This window comes from Psychrobacter immobilis (genome assembly GCF_904846285.1).
In the GTDB taxonomy this organism is placed as follows: Bacteria; Pseudomonadota; Gammaproteobacteria; order Pseudomonadales; family Moraxellaceae; genus Psychrobacter; species Psychrobacter immobilis_D.
In genome coordinates this window covers 1-14,763 of record NZ_CAJHAD010000004.1, presented here as the reverse complement: position 1 = coordinate 14,763, position 14,763 = coordinate 1, and the positions used below count along the sequence as shown (strand labels likewise).

General features: G+C 42.6%; 14 protein-coding genes. 5 read left to right on the top strand and 9 right to left on the bottom strand.

Features of this window, described 5'->3' with window-relative positions:
- Positions 1 to 65: 65 nt before the first annotated feature.
- On the bottom strand, positions 66 to 971 hold the full coding sequence (gene prmC, locus JMX13_RS03835; RefSeq protein WP_201609734.1) for a peptide chain release factor N(5)-glutamine methyltransferase: 906 nt from the start codon (positions 969 to 971) through the stop codon (positions 66 to 68).
- A 66-nt stretch (positions 972 to 1,037) separates the two neighbouring features.
- Complete coding sequence (locus tag JMX13_RS03830) at positions 1,038 to 2,948, bottom strand: AmpG family muropeptide MFS transporter (RefSeq protein ID WP_201609732.1); 1,911 nt, start codon at positions 2,946 to 2,948, stop codon at positions 1,038 to 1,040.
- Between the two features lie 475 nt (positions 2,949 to 3,423).
- Here JMX13_RS03830 and JMX13_RS03825 point away from each other — a divergent pair, with 475 nt between their 5' ends.
- The 3 genes from JMX13_RS03825 (at position 3,424) to JMX13_RS03815 (ending at position 5,924) form a co-directional block, all read left to right on the top strand.
- Complete coding sequence (locus tag JMX13_RS03825; RefSeq protein ID WP_201609724.1) at positions 3,424 to 4,353, top strand: LysR substrate-binding domain-containing protein; 930 nt, start codon at positions 3,424 to 3,426, stop codon at positions 4,351 to 4,353.
- Positions 4,354 to 4,721: 368 nt separating this feature from the next.
- A complete protein-coding gene (locus JMX13_RS03820; RefSeq protein ID WP_201609721.1) occupies positions 4,722 to 5,723 on the top strand; it encodes an LLM class flavin-dependent oxidoreductase in 1,002 nt (333 codons plus the stop codon).
- A 48-nt stretch (positions 5,724 to 5,771) separates the two neighbouring features.
- Positions 5,772 to 5,924: a hypothetical protein gene (locus JMX13_RS03815; protein ID WP_201609719.1), complete on the top strand. Its 153-nt coding sequence runs from the start codon at positions 5,772 to 5,774 to the stop codon at positions 5,922 to 5,924.
- Positions 5,925 to 6,037: 113 nt separating this feature from the next.
- Here the strand turns inward: JMX13_RS03815 and JMX13_RS03810 are convergent, their stop codons facing one another.
- Positions 6,038 to 7,057, bottom strand: coding sequence for an ornithine cyclodeaminase family protein (locus JMX13_RS03810; RefSeq protein WP_201609717.1), 1,020 nt, complete (start codon positions 7,055 to 7,057; stop codon positions 6,038 to 6,040).
- Positions 7,058 to 7,149: 92 nt separating this feature from the next.
- Positions 7,150 to 8,109 (bottom strand): AEC family transporter, encoded by a 960-nt coding sequence (locus JMX13_RS03805; RefSeq protein WP_201609715.1) that lies wholly within the window; start codon positions 8,107 to 8,109, stop codon positions 7,150 to 7,152.
- A 74-nt stretch (positions 8,110 to 8,183) separates the two neighbouring features.
- On the opposite strand from JMX13_RS03805, the gene JMX13_RS03800 reads away from it, so the two are divergent.
- Entirely contained in the window at positions 8,184 to 8,357 is a 174-nt protein-coding gene (locus tag JMX13_RS03800; RefSeq protein WP_201609713.1) for a hypothetical protein, read from the top strand.
- 28 nt (positions 8,358 to 8,385) lie between these two features.
- Here JMX13_RS03800 and mnmG read toward each other — a convergent pair whose 3' ends face one another.
- From mnmG to ispF, 4 genes are all read right to left on the bottom strand, one after another.
- Positions 8,386 to 10,284 carry a tRNA uridine-5-carboxymethylaminomethyl(34) synthesis enzyme MnmG gene (gene mnmG / locus JMX13_RS03795; protein WP_201609711.1) on the bottom strand — a complete coding sequence of 633 codons (1,899 nt, stop codon included), beginning with the start codon at positions 10,282 to 10,284 and terminating at the stop codon, positions 8,386 to 8,388.
- A gap of 258 nt (positions 10,285 to 10,542) precedes the next feature.
- Complete coding sequence (locus JMX13_RS03790; RefSeq protein ID WP_201609703.1) at positions 10,543 to 11,076, bottom strand: hypothetical protein; 534 nt, start codon at positions 11,074 to 11,076, stop codon at positions 10,543 to 10,545.
- A gap of 211 nt (positions 11,077 to 11,287) precedes the next feature.
- Positions 11,288 to 11,638, bottom strand: coding sequence for a Grx4 family monothiol glutaredoxin (gene grxD, locus JMX13_RS03785; protein ID WP_025653310.1), 351 nt, complete (start codon positions 11,636 to 11,638; stop codon positions 11,288 to 11,290).
- Positions 11,639 to 11,770: 132 nt separating this feature from the next.
- A complete protein-coding gene (gene ispF, locus JMX13_RS03780; protein ID WP_201609701.1) occupies positions 11,771 to 12,322 on the bottom strand; it encodes a 2-C-methyl-D-erythritol 2,4-cyclodiphosphate synthase in 552 nt (183 codons plus the stop codon).
- Between the two features lie 277 nt (positions 12,323 to 12,599).
- Here ispF and mnmA point away from each other — a divergent pair, with 277 nt between their 5' ends.
- On the top strand, positions 12,600 to 13,826 hold the full coding sequence (gene mnmA, locus JMX13_RS03775; protein ID WP_201609700.1) for a tRNA 2-thiouridine(34) synthase MnmA: 1,227 nt from the start codon (positions 12,600 to 12,602) through the stop codon (positions 13,824 to 13,826).
- A 10-nt stretch (positions 13,827 to 13,836) separates the two neighbouring features.
- On the opposite strand, the gene JMX13_RS03770 is transcribed toward mnmA, so the two are convergent.
- A complete protein-coding gene (locus tag JMX13_RS03770; protein ID WP_201609696.1) occupies positions 13,837 to 14,610 on the bottom strand; it encodes a hypothetical protein in 774 nt (257 codons plus the stop codon).
- Between the last annotated feature and the right edge of the window lie 153 nt (positions 14,611 to 14,763).

Sequence of the window (14,763 nt, the reverse complement as noted above, 5' to 3'; positions counted from 1 at the left end):
AATGCCACTCATAGTCATTACCAAGGCTTAGCACTGAAACTTATTTTGACAGCAACTGCGTATTTTTATAGTAACTGGCCGAGCGTCACACGATCGTTACCACCATAATCTTGTACGGTATATACTGACTCAAAACCCCTATTCAAAAATAGCTGCCGTACAGCATCACCTTGATCAAAACCATGCTCAATTGCTAAAAGCCCACCTACATTCAAATGTTGCGGCGCATGCTGGATAATATGTTCTATATCGTCAAGTCCATGATTTGGTGAGCTCAGAGCGCTAATCGGCTCAGCAATTAACCTTGCTAAATGCTCATCTTCTTCATCGATATAAGGCGGGTTAGAAACAATCACATCGAATAATGGCTCATCCTGAATAGACAGCGCATCATACCAACTACTTTTAATAAACTTAATATCAGCAACCTCGTTTACCATTGCATTGTGCTTAGCGACTTTTAGCGCCTCTGCAGATAAGTCAACGGCAATCACTTGCCAGTTTTCTGCTGAACTACTGACATGATTTTGTTTTAACTCATGTGCTAAGCTAATAGCAATACAACCTGAGCCTGTCCCTAAATCTAATAGGCGTTTTGGCTTTTTATCCTTATCCGCACTTTTTGGCTGAGATTGTATCCAAGTTAATACTTGTTCAATCAATATCTCAGTATCCGGTCTCGGTATTAAAGTATGCTCATTTACTTTAAAGTTCAGCGACCAAAATTCTTGCTGTTCAGTTAAATACGCCAACGGCGTGCCCTGCTGCATCTTGGTCACACCCACATGAAATTGCTCAAGCTCGCTATCGGTCATCTGATATTTTTCATCAGTGATTAAAAATGAGCTTGGTTTATCGATGACAAACAACAACCAATCAGTGAGCCAAAATGAGGGCAAACTGCTGCTCGCAGACTCATTCGTCAATTGCTGAATCTGCTGTTTTATTTGACCAATGGTAAATGCTGTCATAGATAACTCATAAAATTACTGTTTACTGAATAAAGCTGTCGAACTGGTTATATTTTATTGTCTTAGCTATTCTGAGGCACGTGGTGGCTCTTTGGTATCCGTCAGATTCGGATTGGCTTTGGTTAACTTATCACCAATACCTTTGCCGCCTTCACCATCACTGTCGCCATAAATATCGTCGTTATCGCCAATGACGATATATTTATCGACAAAGTAAATCAGCACAAGAATTGGAATACCAATCGCAAAGGTAAAAATGAAGAAGAACGGATAGCCCATACTATCAACGATAGAACCTGAATAACCACCCATTACTTTTGGTATTAAGGTCATCAATGAAGAAAAAATAGCATACTGTACCGCGGTAAAACGTATAGATGTCAATGCTGATAAGAATGCAATAAAGACCGCACTGGCAAGACCAGCAGCTAAGTTATCAAATATTACTGCCATATACATGATGGGTAAACTGCCCGGATTATAGGTCAGCACCACAAATAATAAATTGGTCGCACAAGCGAGAATGGCACCAATCATCATGGCATGCATGATACGAAAACGCTGCGCCAATAGACCGCCTAAGAAACCACCAGCGATGGCCATAATCACGCCAACCAGTTTTACCGCATTGGCAATATCGGTTTTACTAAAGCCCATATCTTGATAAAAGACGTTTGATATCACCCCTGCCACAATGTCTGATATGCGGTATAAACCAATCAACGCTAATAACAAAAATGCTTTTTTTCCATAGCGTCTAAAGAAGTCTAAGATAGGCTCAATCCACGTTGCCATCGCAATTTCTTTTTTGACTAAACCGACTTTTACCAATGCATAACCTGCTGCCAGTGCTGCTGCTAAGCTTACTAGTAAATGCAATGTCTCACTAATGAAGCTGACAAACACGCCTTCAAACTCTGGCAGTACTTGCCCTATCAAGACATAGGCCGCAACAAATGCTACGACGGCAAACACAAACAGTAAAACCAACTTGACGTAGTCTTCGCGCGTTTCAGCCACCAATGGTGCTTTATTAATAATCTTAGGTTGATTAATCATAAAGTACAACAGCAGCAGAGGTGCACACACAACCAACGCTATAAAATAGAACTTAATACTCGGCATTGCCATTAGCGGTATCAGGGCAATGGTACTATCAAAAACCTTATTAATAAGGATATTGATAAGATATACGACACCAAACAATAAGGCTGGTATTAATAGTAACGCTGAGTAAATTAGGAAAACTTTGAGGTTGCTTTTTTGCTTATGACTTTGCAAAATCTCAGCGGTTGGCTCATAACTGGCAAAGGTGGTCAATACACCCAAGGTCATAACCCCAGCCATAATATAATAGGTATTACGCCACGCTTCATAACTATAAGAAGTTTCTGTCGAACCAAAATAATCTGCTAAATATAGCGCGCCTGCCCCAGCGACAATCATACCAACCCGGTAACCTGACACATAGATAGAGGACAAAATAGACTGCATCGATGGCGGTGCCAGCTCAATGCGGTAAGCATCAATGACGATATCTTGCGTGGCAGAAGAAAATCCCAGCAAAACCGCCGCACCCGCCATATAAACCAATACGTCTTCGCTAACAGGGTTAACCGTCGCCATCAAAAAGATAGCCAATACAATGAGCAGCTGTGATACCACCATCCAACTACGGCGACGACCCAACCATTTAGTCAAAAAAGGCACCGGCAGCGCGTCGATTAATGGCGCCCAAATAAACTTAAATGAATATCCCAATGCCGCCCAACTAAACATAGTGACAACGCTACGGTCAATACCTGCCTCGCGCAGCCATAACGACAGACTGGAAAAAATAAGCAGAATGGGAATACCGGCTGAAAACCCTAAAAACAGCATGATAATCACACGTGGGTCTAAATAAGCTTTGGCGGCTTCTCCCCATGATTTTTTGGCAATCGGTTGTTCAGGCGTTATAGGTTGGACAGCAGACATAATCAATCACCAAAAATTGAGATAAATAACACAACTGCGCACAATTTTTATCAATCATTTCTTATTCAATATAGACAAAAAGGATGGATAAAAATTGCTCAGCGTTGCACAAAAACCATCATTAGTACAAAATTGAATTATGGTACTTGAGAACGCTAACCTTGACTAGATGTTTTTGCATTAAGTTAATAACCACAGTATCTAGCCACGCTATTTATTTCATAATAGTAACTTCATGTATCAGTAGCTTACTTAAATATTAAAAACGTCTTTCTTCAATTGCATATTTTTTTAAAGTCCTATTGTCAATTTAAGACAAATAAACCATCCTATATTCCAAATTAATATAAATTCATAGCCATTTATTATATACAAGAATAATAGCTTTGATTTACACTAGCGACTTATTGAATATTTGTAAGTTTTTATTTTTATATACAGACGAGGTTTGTATATTTATACATAGGGTTAAATGATGGCAATCGACGTAGTAGTCAATCAGCGGCATCTACAAATCCAACTCAAGCAGTTGGAAACAGTGTGGCATACGGTAATCAATGGCTATAATTTAAGTCAAGCAGCAACCGTGCTGCACACCAGCCAATCGAGTCTATCAAAACATATTGCAGCACTTGAAAACCAGCTTAAAACTGAAGTGTTCGTACGCCAAGGCAAACGCCTGACGGGGCTGACAACCATGGGCACAGCGCTTATGCCGCACATCGAGTCTATCTTTGCGGAAATTCGTACCATTGAAAATCTCAGTCTGGATTTTAATAACCCCAATATTGGCACGCTAACGATTGCCACTACGCATACACAGGCGCGTTATGTATTGCCAGAAGTGGTCAAAGCATTTAAAGAACGCTTCCCCAAGGTTAATTTAATCCTACAACAGGCAGATCCTGAAACCATCGCGCAGATGGTCATTCGCGGGCAGGCAGATATTGGCATTGCCACCGAGTCATTACTACACAATAACTATCTACGTTGCTACCGCTATTATGACTGGACGCATCGCGTCATTGTACCAAGCGACCATGAGCTGGCAGGACTGGAATCGATTGATTTACCAACGCTTGCCAGCTATCCGATTGTGACTTATCACGGCGGCTTTACAGGGCGTGGCGCCATTGATAAAACCTTTAGCGATGCAGGACTTGAACCAGACATTGTATTGGCAGCACTTGATGCGGATGTGATTAGCACCTATGTAGGATTAGGATTGGGCATTGGTATCATCGCCGAAATGGCATTTGAGCCAAGCCATTATCAGAACCTGACTGCCATTCCTGTTGACCATTTCGGGCGTTTTACCAGTTGGATGGCGGTACGTGATGATGCAGAAATTCGTCAATACGGACGCGCCTTTATGGAGTTATGCCAAAAACAATTTAGTCAGTAACTCTTAACTTAGTCAGTAGCTTATTAAGCAGCGGCGCTTAAGTCACTAGCAGCGACTTCAAGCATCATGGTTTAACAATCGTCTTTCTAGTAAATACAAACGGCACCGTTATCAATAGATAGCGGTGCCGTTTGCTTTTTTCTTTTATGACGCTATTGATTCCGGTAAGAAATCTGCGCAGCACTCTTATACGCGCCTCGAATTATTACGATTTGTTATTACCTTGAGCGTTGACCTTTATATTTGATTTAATCGCCCCATCATATGAGCTATTGAATAATCAGAATGCTTTTTATTTTATTACTGATGTTTAAAAAACTAACTATAAGAATGTCGTTGAATAGCGCCATCATAACAATAGGTGAATCATGAGCAACACAATCCCATTATCTTTTTTAGACTTAGCACCCGTTCCTGAAGGCAAAACCATCGCTGAAGGCATTGCACAGACAGTTGCCATTGCTCAGCAAGCAGAAAAATCTGGCTTTAACCGCTATTGGATGGCCGAGCATCATAATATGCCCGGCATTGCTAGTGCCGCAACTTCGGTACTGTTATCGCATATCGGTAGTCAAACCAAGCGCATACGCATCGGTGCTGGTGGTGTTATGTTGCCCAATCATGCGCCGTTAGTCATCGCTGAGCAATTTGGTACTTTACAGGCACTATATGGCGACCGCGTAGATTTGGGTCTGGGCCGCGCACCGGGTACAGATGGTGCTACCTTTCAAGCGTTGCGTCGTCAAATGCAAGACGCCGATCGTTTTCCGCAAGATGTACAAGAATTGATGTATTTCTTAGGTGATGGCACCGATGACAGTCCTGTGCAATCATTTCCAGGGGCGAAATCTAACATTCCTATTTGGATACTGGGCTCATCGCTTTTTGGCGCGACTTTAGCGGCGCATTTAGGCCTACCATACGTTTTTGCCTCGCATTTTGCGCCACAGATGATGGCACAAGCAATTAGTGCGTATCGTGAACAGTTTAAACCATCGGCGCATCTCGCTAAGCCTTATGTGATGCTGGCGGCAAACCTGTTACTTGCTGACGATGATGAGACAGCCCATTATCACTTTACATCAGCGCAGCAAAGTTTTGTACGTCTACGTCGCGGTGAGCGCGGACAAATGCCAATGCCAACTTACGATATGGACAGCATCTGGAGCCCTGCCGAGCAAATGATGGTAGACAGCGCTTTATCGGTCTCATTTATTGGCTCTGTCGAAACCGTCAAACCTAAACTTGCTAAATTCCTTGCACAGTATCAGCCCGATGAATTGATTGTCACCGCCAATGTTTATGATCAGGCAGCGCGTTTGCGTTCACTGGAACTTACACCTGAGCTAAACTTGTTTACTTTACAATAGACCGCCATGCTCGCATAATTATTGATAAACCCTAATGAGATTACGGTCATGAAACCCTCGGCCTTTATCGATTTATCAATATTATTATATATCGTGGCCTTTATTGCGGTGATGGTCGTTGCCGGCTATTTTACTTATCATATTAGCCCCAAGCGCAAACAGCGTATTGAAAATAAACGCAATAAAGATAACATTAAATAAATGACATTCGATGTTAAAAGCCCCCTTCTCTAATTTGAAAAGGGGGCTTTTTAATGGTAATAATAGTTGGGATAAAAACATTCAAATATTGGCGTTAAAAGCCGTCAGTATTCTTACCAATCAACTGCAGTACCAAAGATTTTTTGTTTGGCTTGTTTCGCCACATATAGAGCCACAGCGGCATCAAAGCTTGCCGCGCCGACTGATTTAAACAAAGTGATACCAGGCTCTGTTTTTACTATCTCTTTGGTTACGAGCGCTTGTAAATCGCCACTAAGGTCATCCCATGTCCATGCGCAATCAGAACTATCGTGCGCTTGAATCAAATCACCTGCTTCATGGCGACTACCCGCTAAGTCATCAACCACCACCATATTACTATTTGCGATAACCTCATTACTGATCTCTTTCATCGACGGCTGATATGCTCCTACCGCATTGATATGCACCTCAGGCTTAATATGATTGCTATCAAATAAACCTTCCGTCGCACGCGTGGCTACATTGATAATATCCACATCACAGATAGCATCATTGATATTTTCGCAAATGCTTATATCAACGTTCCATTGACTATAATCACGCTCAAAACACGTTTTAAATTGTTCAGCGCCTTCACTGCTTCTATTCCATAGGTAAACCGTTCCAATCTCAGGACGGACTGTTAATACAGCATGCAATTGTTCATAAGCCATGCCGCCGCAGCCGACCACTGCCACGCTTTGACAATCAGGCTTTGCCATATATTTGGTGGCGATACCTGACAATGCTGCGGTACGCACTTGGGTAATATAAATGCCATCCATAATCGCTAATATGGCGCCAGTATCATTATCAGATACGGTAATAAGGGCGGTAGTCGTTGGCATATCACGGCTGGGATTATCAGGGCAAATGGTCACCAATTTCACGGCAGTATATTCTTTTTCCCCATCATAAATCGTAGCGGGCATCGATAGATGCGAGCCTGAGCTGTGTTTGTCATCTTCGCTAAACGTCTCAATAACTAAACGCTCAGGCGCTTTAATCCACTTAGGGTGTGCCGCTTGCTGATGTAACATCGCTTCAATGGCGTCAATAGCCGCTTGCATATTGAGATGTTCTGTCACGACTGCTTGATTTAATAACTGCACGTTGGATGCTCCTTTTTATCAATTTATTATTTACTTTATATCCATAATTAAACGCGATGACTAAACAGGATGATTAAGCGTAATGATTGACGCTATATCCACCCTAACACACGTAGTATTGCCGCGCCAATCGCCATGCCAAACATTCCTACCACGGTTGTAAATGCTAAAATATTAGCAGCCAATATATCATTACCACCCATGGCCTTTGCCATCACATAACTGGCAGCCGCAGTTGGTGATGCCGCCATTAAAAACAGCACGCCCATATGCATGCCCGATAAGCCAAAACTTAACCCAACGGCTATCGCTACAAAAGGGGCAATGACAATACGTCCAATGCTGGCCTGCATGGACAACCCAGACGGATGCAACATCGACTTTAGATCAATACTCGCACCAGCGCAAATCAGCGCTAACGGTAATGCCACCGCTGCCAGCAAATCGCCAGTCGTATGAATCACGCCCGTAATAGGCGGTAGCGGTAACGATTTATAAGCAAATGCCGCTAATAAGGCGATAATCAATGGATTAGTAAACAGTTTTTTGACAACCATTATGCTGCGACTGACCCACGTATCGTCTGCGCTTTTGGACACACGACTCAGCGTAATAACTGCTAAGATATTAAATAATATCGTCACCACACCCATATAGACGGCGCCAATACTTAAGCCCTGCTCTCCGTAGGCATTGGCAACTGTTGCCAGCCCGATAATCGCCATATTACTACGAAAGATACCTTGTACAAACACGCCTTGGTCGGCAGGCTTAGGGATAAAAAACTTAGCATAAACCTCTGCCCCAATAAATAAAATAAAGGTTACAAGGATACCAGCCATGATTAAAATCATTTGCTTCGCATAATCGACCTCACTATCAACGACGCTAAAAAACAACAAGCAAGGCAAGCAGTAATTGAAGACAAAGCTGGATGCTTGATCGATAAAAGCTTGACTCGCCTCACCGCGCCTTTGCATTAAAAAACCCAACCCCATCAAAAAAAGGTTGGGCAATACAATGGTGATGGCAAAAATAATAGCAGCGGTCATAAACAAGCTCAATTCGGTGACAAGCCCACCATACTATAGACAACAGCGAGATAAATTAATAAATGATAAGTAGGATGATTCGTCATATAAGTATAGAGATAAAACGGCAAGCAAGACAAGCTGGTATGCGACTTTCTTTTCATAACGGCGATATTTTGACAAAAAAAGCCCATAACGATTTCTCATTATGGGCTTTTTTATATTTTTTAGGCTTTGAGCTAACACTTTTTGATAGGTTGGTTTTTTAGTTTTGAGCTTTTGTCTTTTAAGCTATTGCTACGACGCATTCAGTGCCGCTTGTGCTTTTTTCTGTTTTTTAACGGTCATCGCTAGTAACTGAATAGCGGCAGGTGTCACACCGCTAATACGTCCCGCTTGTGCTAAAGTTGCTGGACGAATTTGCGCCATCTTTTGTACAATCTCATTGGACAATCCTGACACCACGCTATAATCAAAATCCATTGGTAGGGCTGTATTTTCTAAACGCTTCATCTGGTCGATATCTTCTTGCTGACGATCAATATAGCCGGCATATTTAACCGATATCTCTATTTGCTCGCCAACTTGGTTATCAACTTCCGAACCTGTAATAGCAGCGATATCATTAAAATGTATTTGTGGGCGTTTCAATAAGTCATAAGCAGTGGATTCTTTAGACAGCACCTCTCCTGTCTGCTCGGTTACTTGCTGACCTAAAGCATTAGCAGGGGTTGCCCAAATATCTTTAAGACGTGCGGTTTCTGAAGCAATGGCTTCCATTTTTTCTTCATACGCCTGCCAACGCACATCATCTACTAGTCCAAGCTTACGACCAGTTTCGGTTAAGCGCTGATCAGCATTGTCTTCACGCAACAGTAAGCGATACTCTGCACGACTGGTAAACATACGGTATGGCTCAGTGGTACCATGCGTAATCAAATCATCGACAAGCACGCCAAGATACGCTTCATCACGGCGCGGTGTCCAAACATCAAACTCACTGTTTTCACAGGTGACCAGTGCGGCATTGGTACCGGCTAATAGACCTTGCACGCCCGCTTCTTCGTAACCGGTCGTACCATTGATTTGACCAGCAAAGTACAGGCGCTCAATCGATTTGGTTTCAAGCGTTGGTTTTAGATTTTGTGGATCGAAATAATCATATTCAATCGCATAACCTGGGCGTGTAATATGCGCATTTTCTAAGCCTTTCATACTATGGATAAAGTCTAATTGCACATCAAACGGCAAGCTGGTTGAGATACCATTTGGATATAGCTCATGCGTGGTCAAACCTTCTGGCTCAATAAAAATTTGATGGCTGTCTTTATCGGCAAAGCGATGAATCTTATCTTCAATAGACGGACAATAACGCGGACCTACCCCTTCGATTTTTCCAGAGAACATCGGTGAGCGGTCTAGATTTTCACGAATAATATCGTGGGTACGCGCATTGGTATGAGTGATATAGCAATTAACCTGTTCAGGGTGCATGGAGACATCGCCCATATAGCTCATCACCGGCAAAGGTGTGTCGCCTGGCTGTACCGTCATCACGCTAAAGTCAACGCTACGCGCATCGATACGTGCTGGTGTCCCTGTTTTTAAGCGACCAACGGGTAATTTCAATTCACGTAAACGGTCAGCAAGTTTGATAGAAGGCTGATCGCCTGCACGTCCACCTTTTGAATTCTCAAGACCGATATGAATAACCCCGCCTAAAAACGTACCTGAGGTGAGTACCACGGTTTGAGTATTAAAGATAATACCCGTTGCGGTCACAACTGCCGTTGCACGACCGTTTTCGACCAAGATATCGTCAGCTGCTTGTTGGAATATATCAAGATTTGGCTGATTCTCAAGCGTATGGCGAATAGCGGCTTTATAAAGAATACGATCTGCTTGTGCGCGCGTGGCACGAACAGCAGCACCTTTACGGCTATTTAACACGCGAAACTGGATACCGGATTTGTCCGTCGCCAATGCCATAGCGCCACCAAGCGCATCAATTTCACGCACCAAATGCGACTTACCGATACCACCAATCGCAGGGTTACAGCTCATCTGTCCTAGTGTCTCAATGTTATGCGTCAAAAGTAAAGTTTGCGCACCCATACGTGCGGCCGCCAAAGCAGCTTCTGTGCCAGCATGACCGCCACCGATCACTACCACGTCGTAAGTTTTTGGGTATTGCATGTATGCCTCACTTGACTTTTAACGCAACCGTGAGCCAGAGGCTATGTTCAAATAGCATGGCTGCCGATAAATAGACGTCAGTCGAATTTAAAAAGAGATAACGACTCAGATGAGCCATTAAAGATAGGTTAGATAGCCGGTAATTATAACAATTTTTTACCGCTGAAAAAACGTTATACGAAAAACTATTCAAATTAATTATTATTCCAATTAACTATCAAGGTGCATCAATAGAAGCTTGATGAGCCTAGGTGGGATTTATTTACCCGGACTGAGCGGTACAATACGGTCGGACTGCCCACTTGCCAGCATATGGTGGCTGCCATAACCTTCTGGGTTAATCTGCAAATAGGCATTCATTTGCCCAATAGCATCACCATCATCGCTAGCCAAGATTTGCTCTTTAATCATCTCAACTGGCGGTAATGGCAAGTTTTTTAACAAGGCCAAACGCTGAGCGTTATCACCTTTATTGACCACAAGCTCGATAAGTTGACGCGCATCGATGGGTAAATCTGGGGTATTTTGCGCCAATAATGCTAGATGATAGGCACCGGCAGCATCTTGATCAGCGAAGATACGCTGCTCAATAGCAATATAAGTCGCCTCGGTTGCACCGCCTGCCACGCTTAAATGATGAATACATTTAAGGGCAGAATTTGGCTCATTGTCTGCCATATCAATCAAACGGGTTGATTCGTTTTTTAAATGCTCGCGGCGTTTTTCAATGGCTGCTTTTTCAGTTGCTTCTTGTTGCTCCGTTAATTCCGTGTTTGGTAATTGATTATTCATATAACCCTCTCCTTTATGCAAAATATATTTATCTTGGACACTATATGGGGCTAAAAGCTATAAAAACAATGAATTGCATAGACAAAAAAACCCGAACAACCCATCCAATCTATTAAGGAAGGCTATTCGGGTTTACTGTGCTTCAATACTTCAAAAATCCTTTAAACCATTTATTGAGACATATAAGCTGCCCAATAAAAGCGCTTAAATATTAAGCAGCAGGGCTATTGGCTTCAACCAAAGGCTTAAGCTCGCCTGATTGGTACATTTGTAAAATGATGTCTGAACCGCCCATCAACTCGCCATCAATCCACAACTGTGGAAAGGTTGGCCAGTTAGCAATCTTTGGTAATGTTGCACGGATTTCTGGATTTTCTAAAATATTAACAAAGGCAAATGGACGGCCAATCTGCGTCAAAACCTCAATCGATTTGGCAGAAAAACCACACTGCGGGAACTGCGGCGTGCCTTTCATATAAAGAATGACTTTATTGTCTTTGATTTGATCACGAATCAGCTGTTCAACATCGTTTGCAGCAGTATTTGGGGTTTGCTCGCTCATAAAAGCTCCTATTTATTAAAATCAAAAATTATTATCAAACAGAGGTGTGTCACATTAAATTTGGCATGTGGCTGCTACATGGGGCAATTGCCGTTATATTGCAACCATCATCTAATCGCTTGCTATTAGGGATTAAACGTCAGGCGTATTAACATCAGAAACATTATCGCTAGCCATGTTGTCGCTAGCCAGATTCATATTCGGCACCAATAATACCACGGCATTGGCCATGATGCCCTCTTGCCGACCAGTAAAGCCCAGTTTTTCAGTCGTTGTGGCTTTAATGCTGACATTACTCACATCGGTTTGCAAGTCACTGGCGATATTTTCGCGCATCGCTTGATTATAGGGTGCCAATTTTGGGCGCTCACACATGACGGTAATATCGGCATTGCCTAAAGTATAGCCGGCTGCTTGGACTTTACCATACACATAACGGAGTAGGACGCGCGAATCCAAACCGGCGTGCGCCGCATCAGTATCTGGAAAATGCTGCCCAATATCACCAAGTGCCAATGCGCCAAGCAGGGCGTCAGCAAGCGCATGCAGTACTACATCCCCATCAGAATGCGCAAGCAAACTATGCGTATGCTCTATCGGCACACCTGCCAGTATGACATATTGCTGCTGCTGACCATTATTATGAAAAGCATGAACATCAATACCTTGACCAATTCTTATCATTATTATTCCAAGTGAATTAGGGGTGATTAAAATAATTTAGAATCACTATCTAAATTTCTCAAGCGCTTTTACTCACAGTAGGCGCGCATAGGTCGCCACCGCTTTCAATTAACTGTTATAATATGACGCTTATTTTATCACAATACTTAGACCAAAATACCCAGTCCAAAAAACGAGATGACCTTATCCGCTGACTAAGTCTATCACTCTTAGTCGTTTTATTAATGAATAGCGTCATTTCCAATTTTGGATAACGTATAAATTGTTGAGCAATTTTATGTCAGCCACGCCAAACACCTCAAGCCTACCCGTTTCAGACTCTTTTAGCGTCCATCGTCCTTTGACGCTTGCCGATATTGACAATCCTAGCAGCAAGCACGTGATTGTCGGGATGTCGGGCGGCGTTGACTCTTCCGTCTCTGCTGTTTTGCTCCAGCAAGCAGGCTTCAAAGTGGAAGGTCTGTTTATGAAGAACTGGGAAGAAGATGACGGCACCGAATACTGTACGGCGATGGATGATTTAGCAGACGCGCAAGCGGTGTGTGACAAAATCGGTATCAAGCTGCATACCGCCAACTTTGCGATGGAATACTGGGATAGGGTTTTTGAGCATTTCTTAGCCGAATATAAAGCCGGACGCACCCCAAATCCAGATATTTTATGCAACAAAGAAATCAAGTTTAAAGCCTTCTTAGACTATGCTTTGACCCTTGGTGCTGACTATATTGCCACCGGCCACTATACACGCCGCAGCATGAACTATGAAAATAGCAATGGCGAAACCGTCGCCCAGCTATTGTGCGGACTGGATAACAATAAGGACCAAAGTTACTTCTTACATGCGGTCGGTGGCGATAAAATTGCTAAGACCTTATTTCCAGTTGGCGAGCTTGAAAAACCAGTGGTGCGCCAAATCGCTGAAGAACATGACCTAATTACCGCCAACAAAAAAGACTCAACCGGCATTTGCTTTATTGGTGAGCGTCGCTTTAAAGACTTCTTACAGCAGTACTTGCCAGCACAAAAAGGCGATATCATCACCGACGATGGTCATGTGATAGGTCAGCATGATGGCTTAATGTATTACACCCTAGGTCAGCGCGGCGGCATCGGTATTGGCGGGGTCAAAGACCGTCCTGAAGAGCCTTGGTTTGTACTGGCAAAAGATTTGGACAAGAACCGTTTAATCGTCGGTCAAGGTCATGAGCATCCGATGATGCTAAGTAATGAACTACAAGCTTATAAGCTTGACTGGGTCGATGGCTTACCGCCTGCTGATATTTTTGGCCAAGATGGCTTACGCTGTATGGCAAAATCGCGCTATCGTCAGCCTGATCAGGCCTGCCGTGTTTACGCGCTAAGTGATGACGGCAGTGAAGTCCGTGTACTATTCGATGAGCCGCAGCGTGCAGTCACACCTGGGCAATCAGCAGTATTCTATATCGATGAGGTTTGTCTGGGTGGCGGTGTGATTGCCTCTATTGATGCGCCTTGCGGGTTTTAATTTTCAGGTCTTACTCAATTACGGCGTAAATACTATAAGTCAATTGAGCGACTGGCTGAAGCTCTGAGGTAAATTGATAAAAACGAATATCATAGCTTCCCGGAGTCCAGCCATCATATGGTTTAAAACTTACCCAATTCTGATTACTGTAAGCGACAATATTCTTTTTCTCAAATAACAACACTTGCCCTGTTTGATTGTTAACCCATTTTACAAATACAAAAGGGCTAGCAGAGACTTTACCATCTGTGTCCAAATGCGCAAATAGCTTAGTATCTTTATTCAGGGTTGAAGTATCTAAAGAGTTTGGCGGCATTACTGGACTTAAAGATAATTTCACATTGCCTACTAATGGTTGATTGTCATTTGATTTATATAGTTCTTCGACAGCTCGCTGGGCAAACCGTCTTTTATCTGAGATAACATCACTGGAGCCTTTTGCCATAAATTTATCAACGTACTGACCTAGGACGTAATCCGGCATATCATTAACGATATTTATAGCTTGCTGCTGTGAGTAATCATTAGTAGAGGGAGATGATACCTTTGTGTTTGGATCAGCTGATAATTTCCCTGCGCCTATATTATTTGCGTAACTCTCTAACTTCACTAAAGTATTACTTGCTTGATTAGAGCCATTTTGATTATTTGTGTCTATAGGGGTTTGCTGTTTCGTCTGCATAACCCGATCCATTTGCTGTTTGGTCATAAACAAATAGGTGCTTAAAACACCAAATAAAAAGGCAACAAGAACAGATAAGATAAATAAGATTTTGTCTTTCATAAGATATCAATGGTTTAATACTATAGTTGATTGAGTTGAAGACTTCTGATTATATAGTCAGTCTTTTATAAATAAGATACAATTGTTTTAAAACAAGCGAAATGGTATAAGAATATATGACCTATTCAGCAGACTTCCGAGCTCAAGTGATCA

Coding starts and splice junctions, on each gene's coding strand:
- prmC (WP_201609734.1), bottom strand. CDS start 971: ATGACAGCATTTACCATTGGTCAAATAAAACAGCAGATTCAGCAATTG.
- JMX13_RS03830 (WP_201609732.1), bottom strand. CDS start 2,948: ATGTCTGCTGTCCAACCTATAACGCCTGAACAACCGATTGCCAAAAAA.
- JMX13_RS03825 (WP_201609724.1), top strand. CDS start 3,424: ATGGCAATCGACGTAGTAGTCAATCAGCGGCATCTACAAATCCAACTC.
- JMX13_RS03820 (WP_201609721.1), top strand. CDS start 4,722: ATGAGCAACACAATCCCATTATCTTTTTTAGACTTAGCACCCGTTCCT.
- JMX13_RS03815 (WP_201609719.1), top strand. CDS start 5,772: ATGAAACCCTCGGCCTTTATCGATTTATCAATATTATTATATATCGTG.
- JMX13_RS03805 (WP_201609715.1), bottom strand. CDS start 8,109: ATGACCGCTGCTATTATTTTTGCCATCACCATTGTATTGCCCAACCTT.
- JMX13_RS03800 (WP_201609713.1), top strand. CDS start 8,184: ATGATTCGTCATATAAGTATAGAGATAAAACGGCAAGCAAGACAAGCT.
- mnmG (WP_201609711.1), bottom strand. CDS start 10,284: ATGCAATACCCAAAAACTTACGACGTGGTAGTGATCGGTGGCGGTCAT.
- JMX13_RS03790 (WP_201609703.1), bottom strand. CDS start 11,076: ATGAATAATCAATTACCAAACACGGAATTAACGGAGCAACAAGAAGCA.
- grxD (WP_025653310.1), bottom strand. CDS start 11,638: ATGAGCGAGCAAACCCCAAATACTGCTGCAAACGATGTTGAACAGCTG.
- ispF (WP_201609701.1), bottom strand. CDS start 12,322: ATGATAAGAATTGGTCAAGGTATTGATGTTCATGCTTTTCATAATAAT.
- mnmA (WP_201609700.1), top strand. CDS start 12,600: ATGTCAGCCACGCCAAACACCTCAAGCCTACCCGTTTCAGACTCTTTT.
- JMX13_RS03770 (WP_201609696.1), bottom strand. CDS start 14,610: ATGAAAGACAAAATCTTATTTATCTTATCTGTTCTTGTTGCCTTTTTA.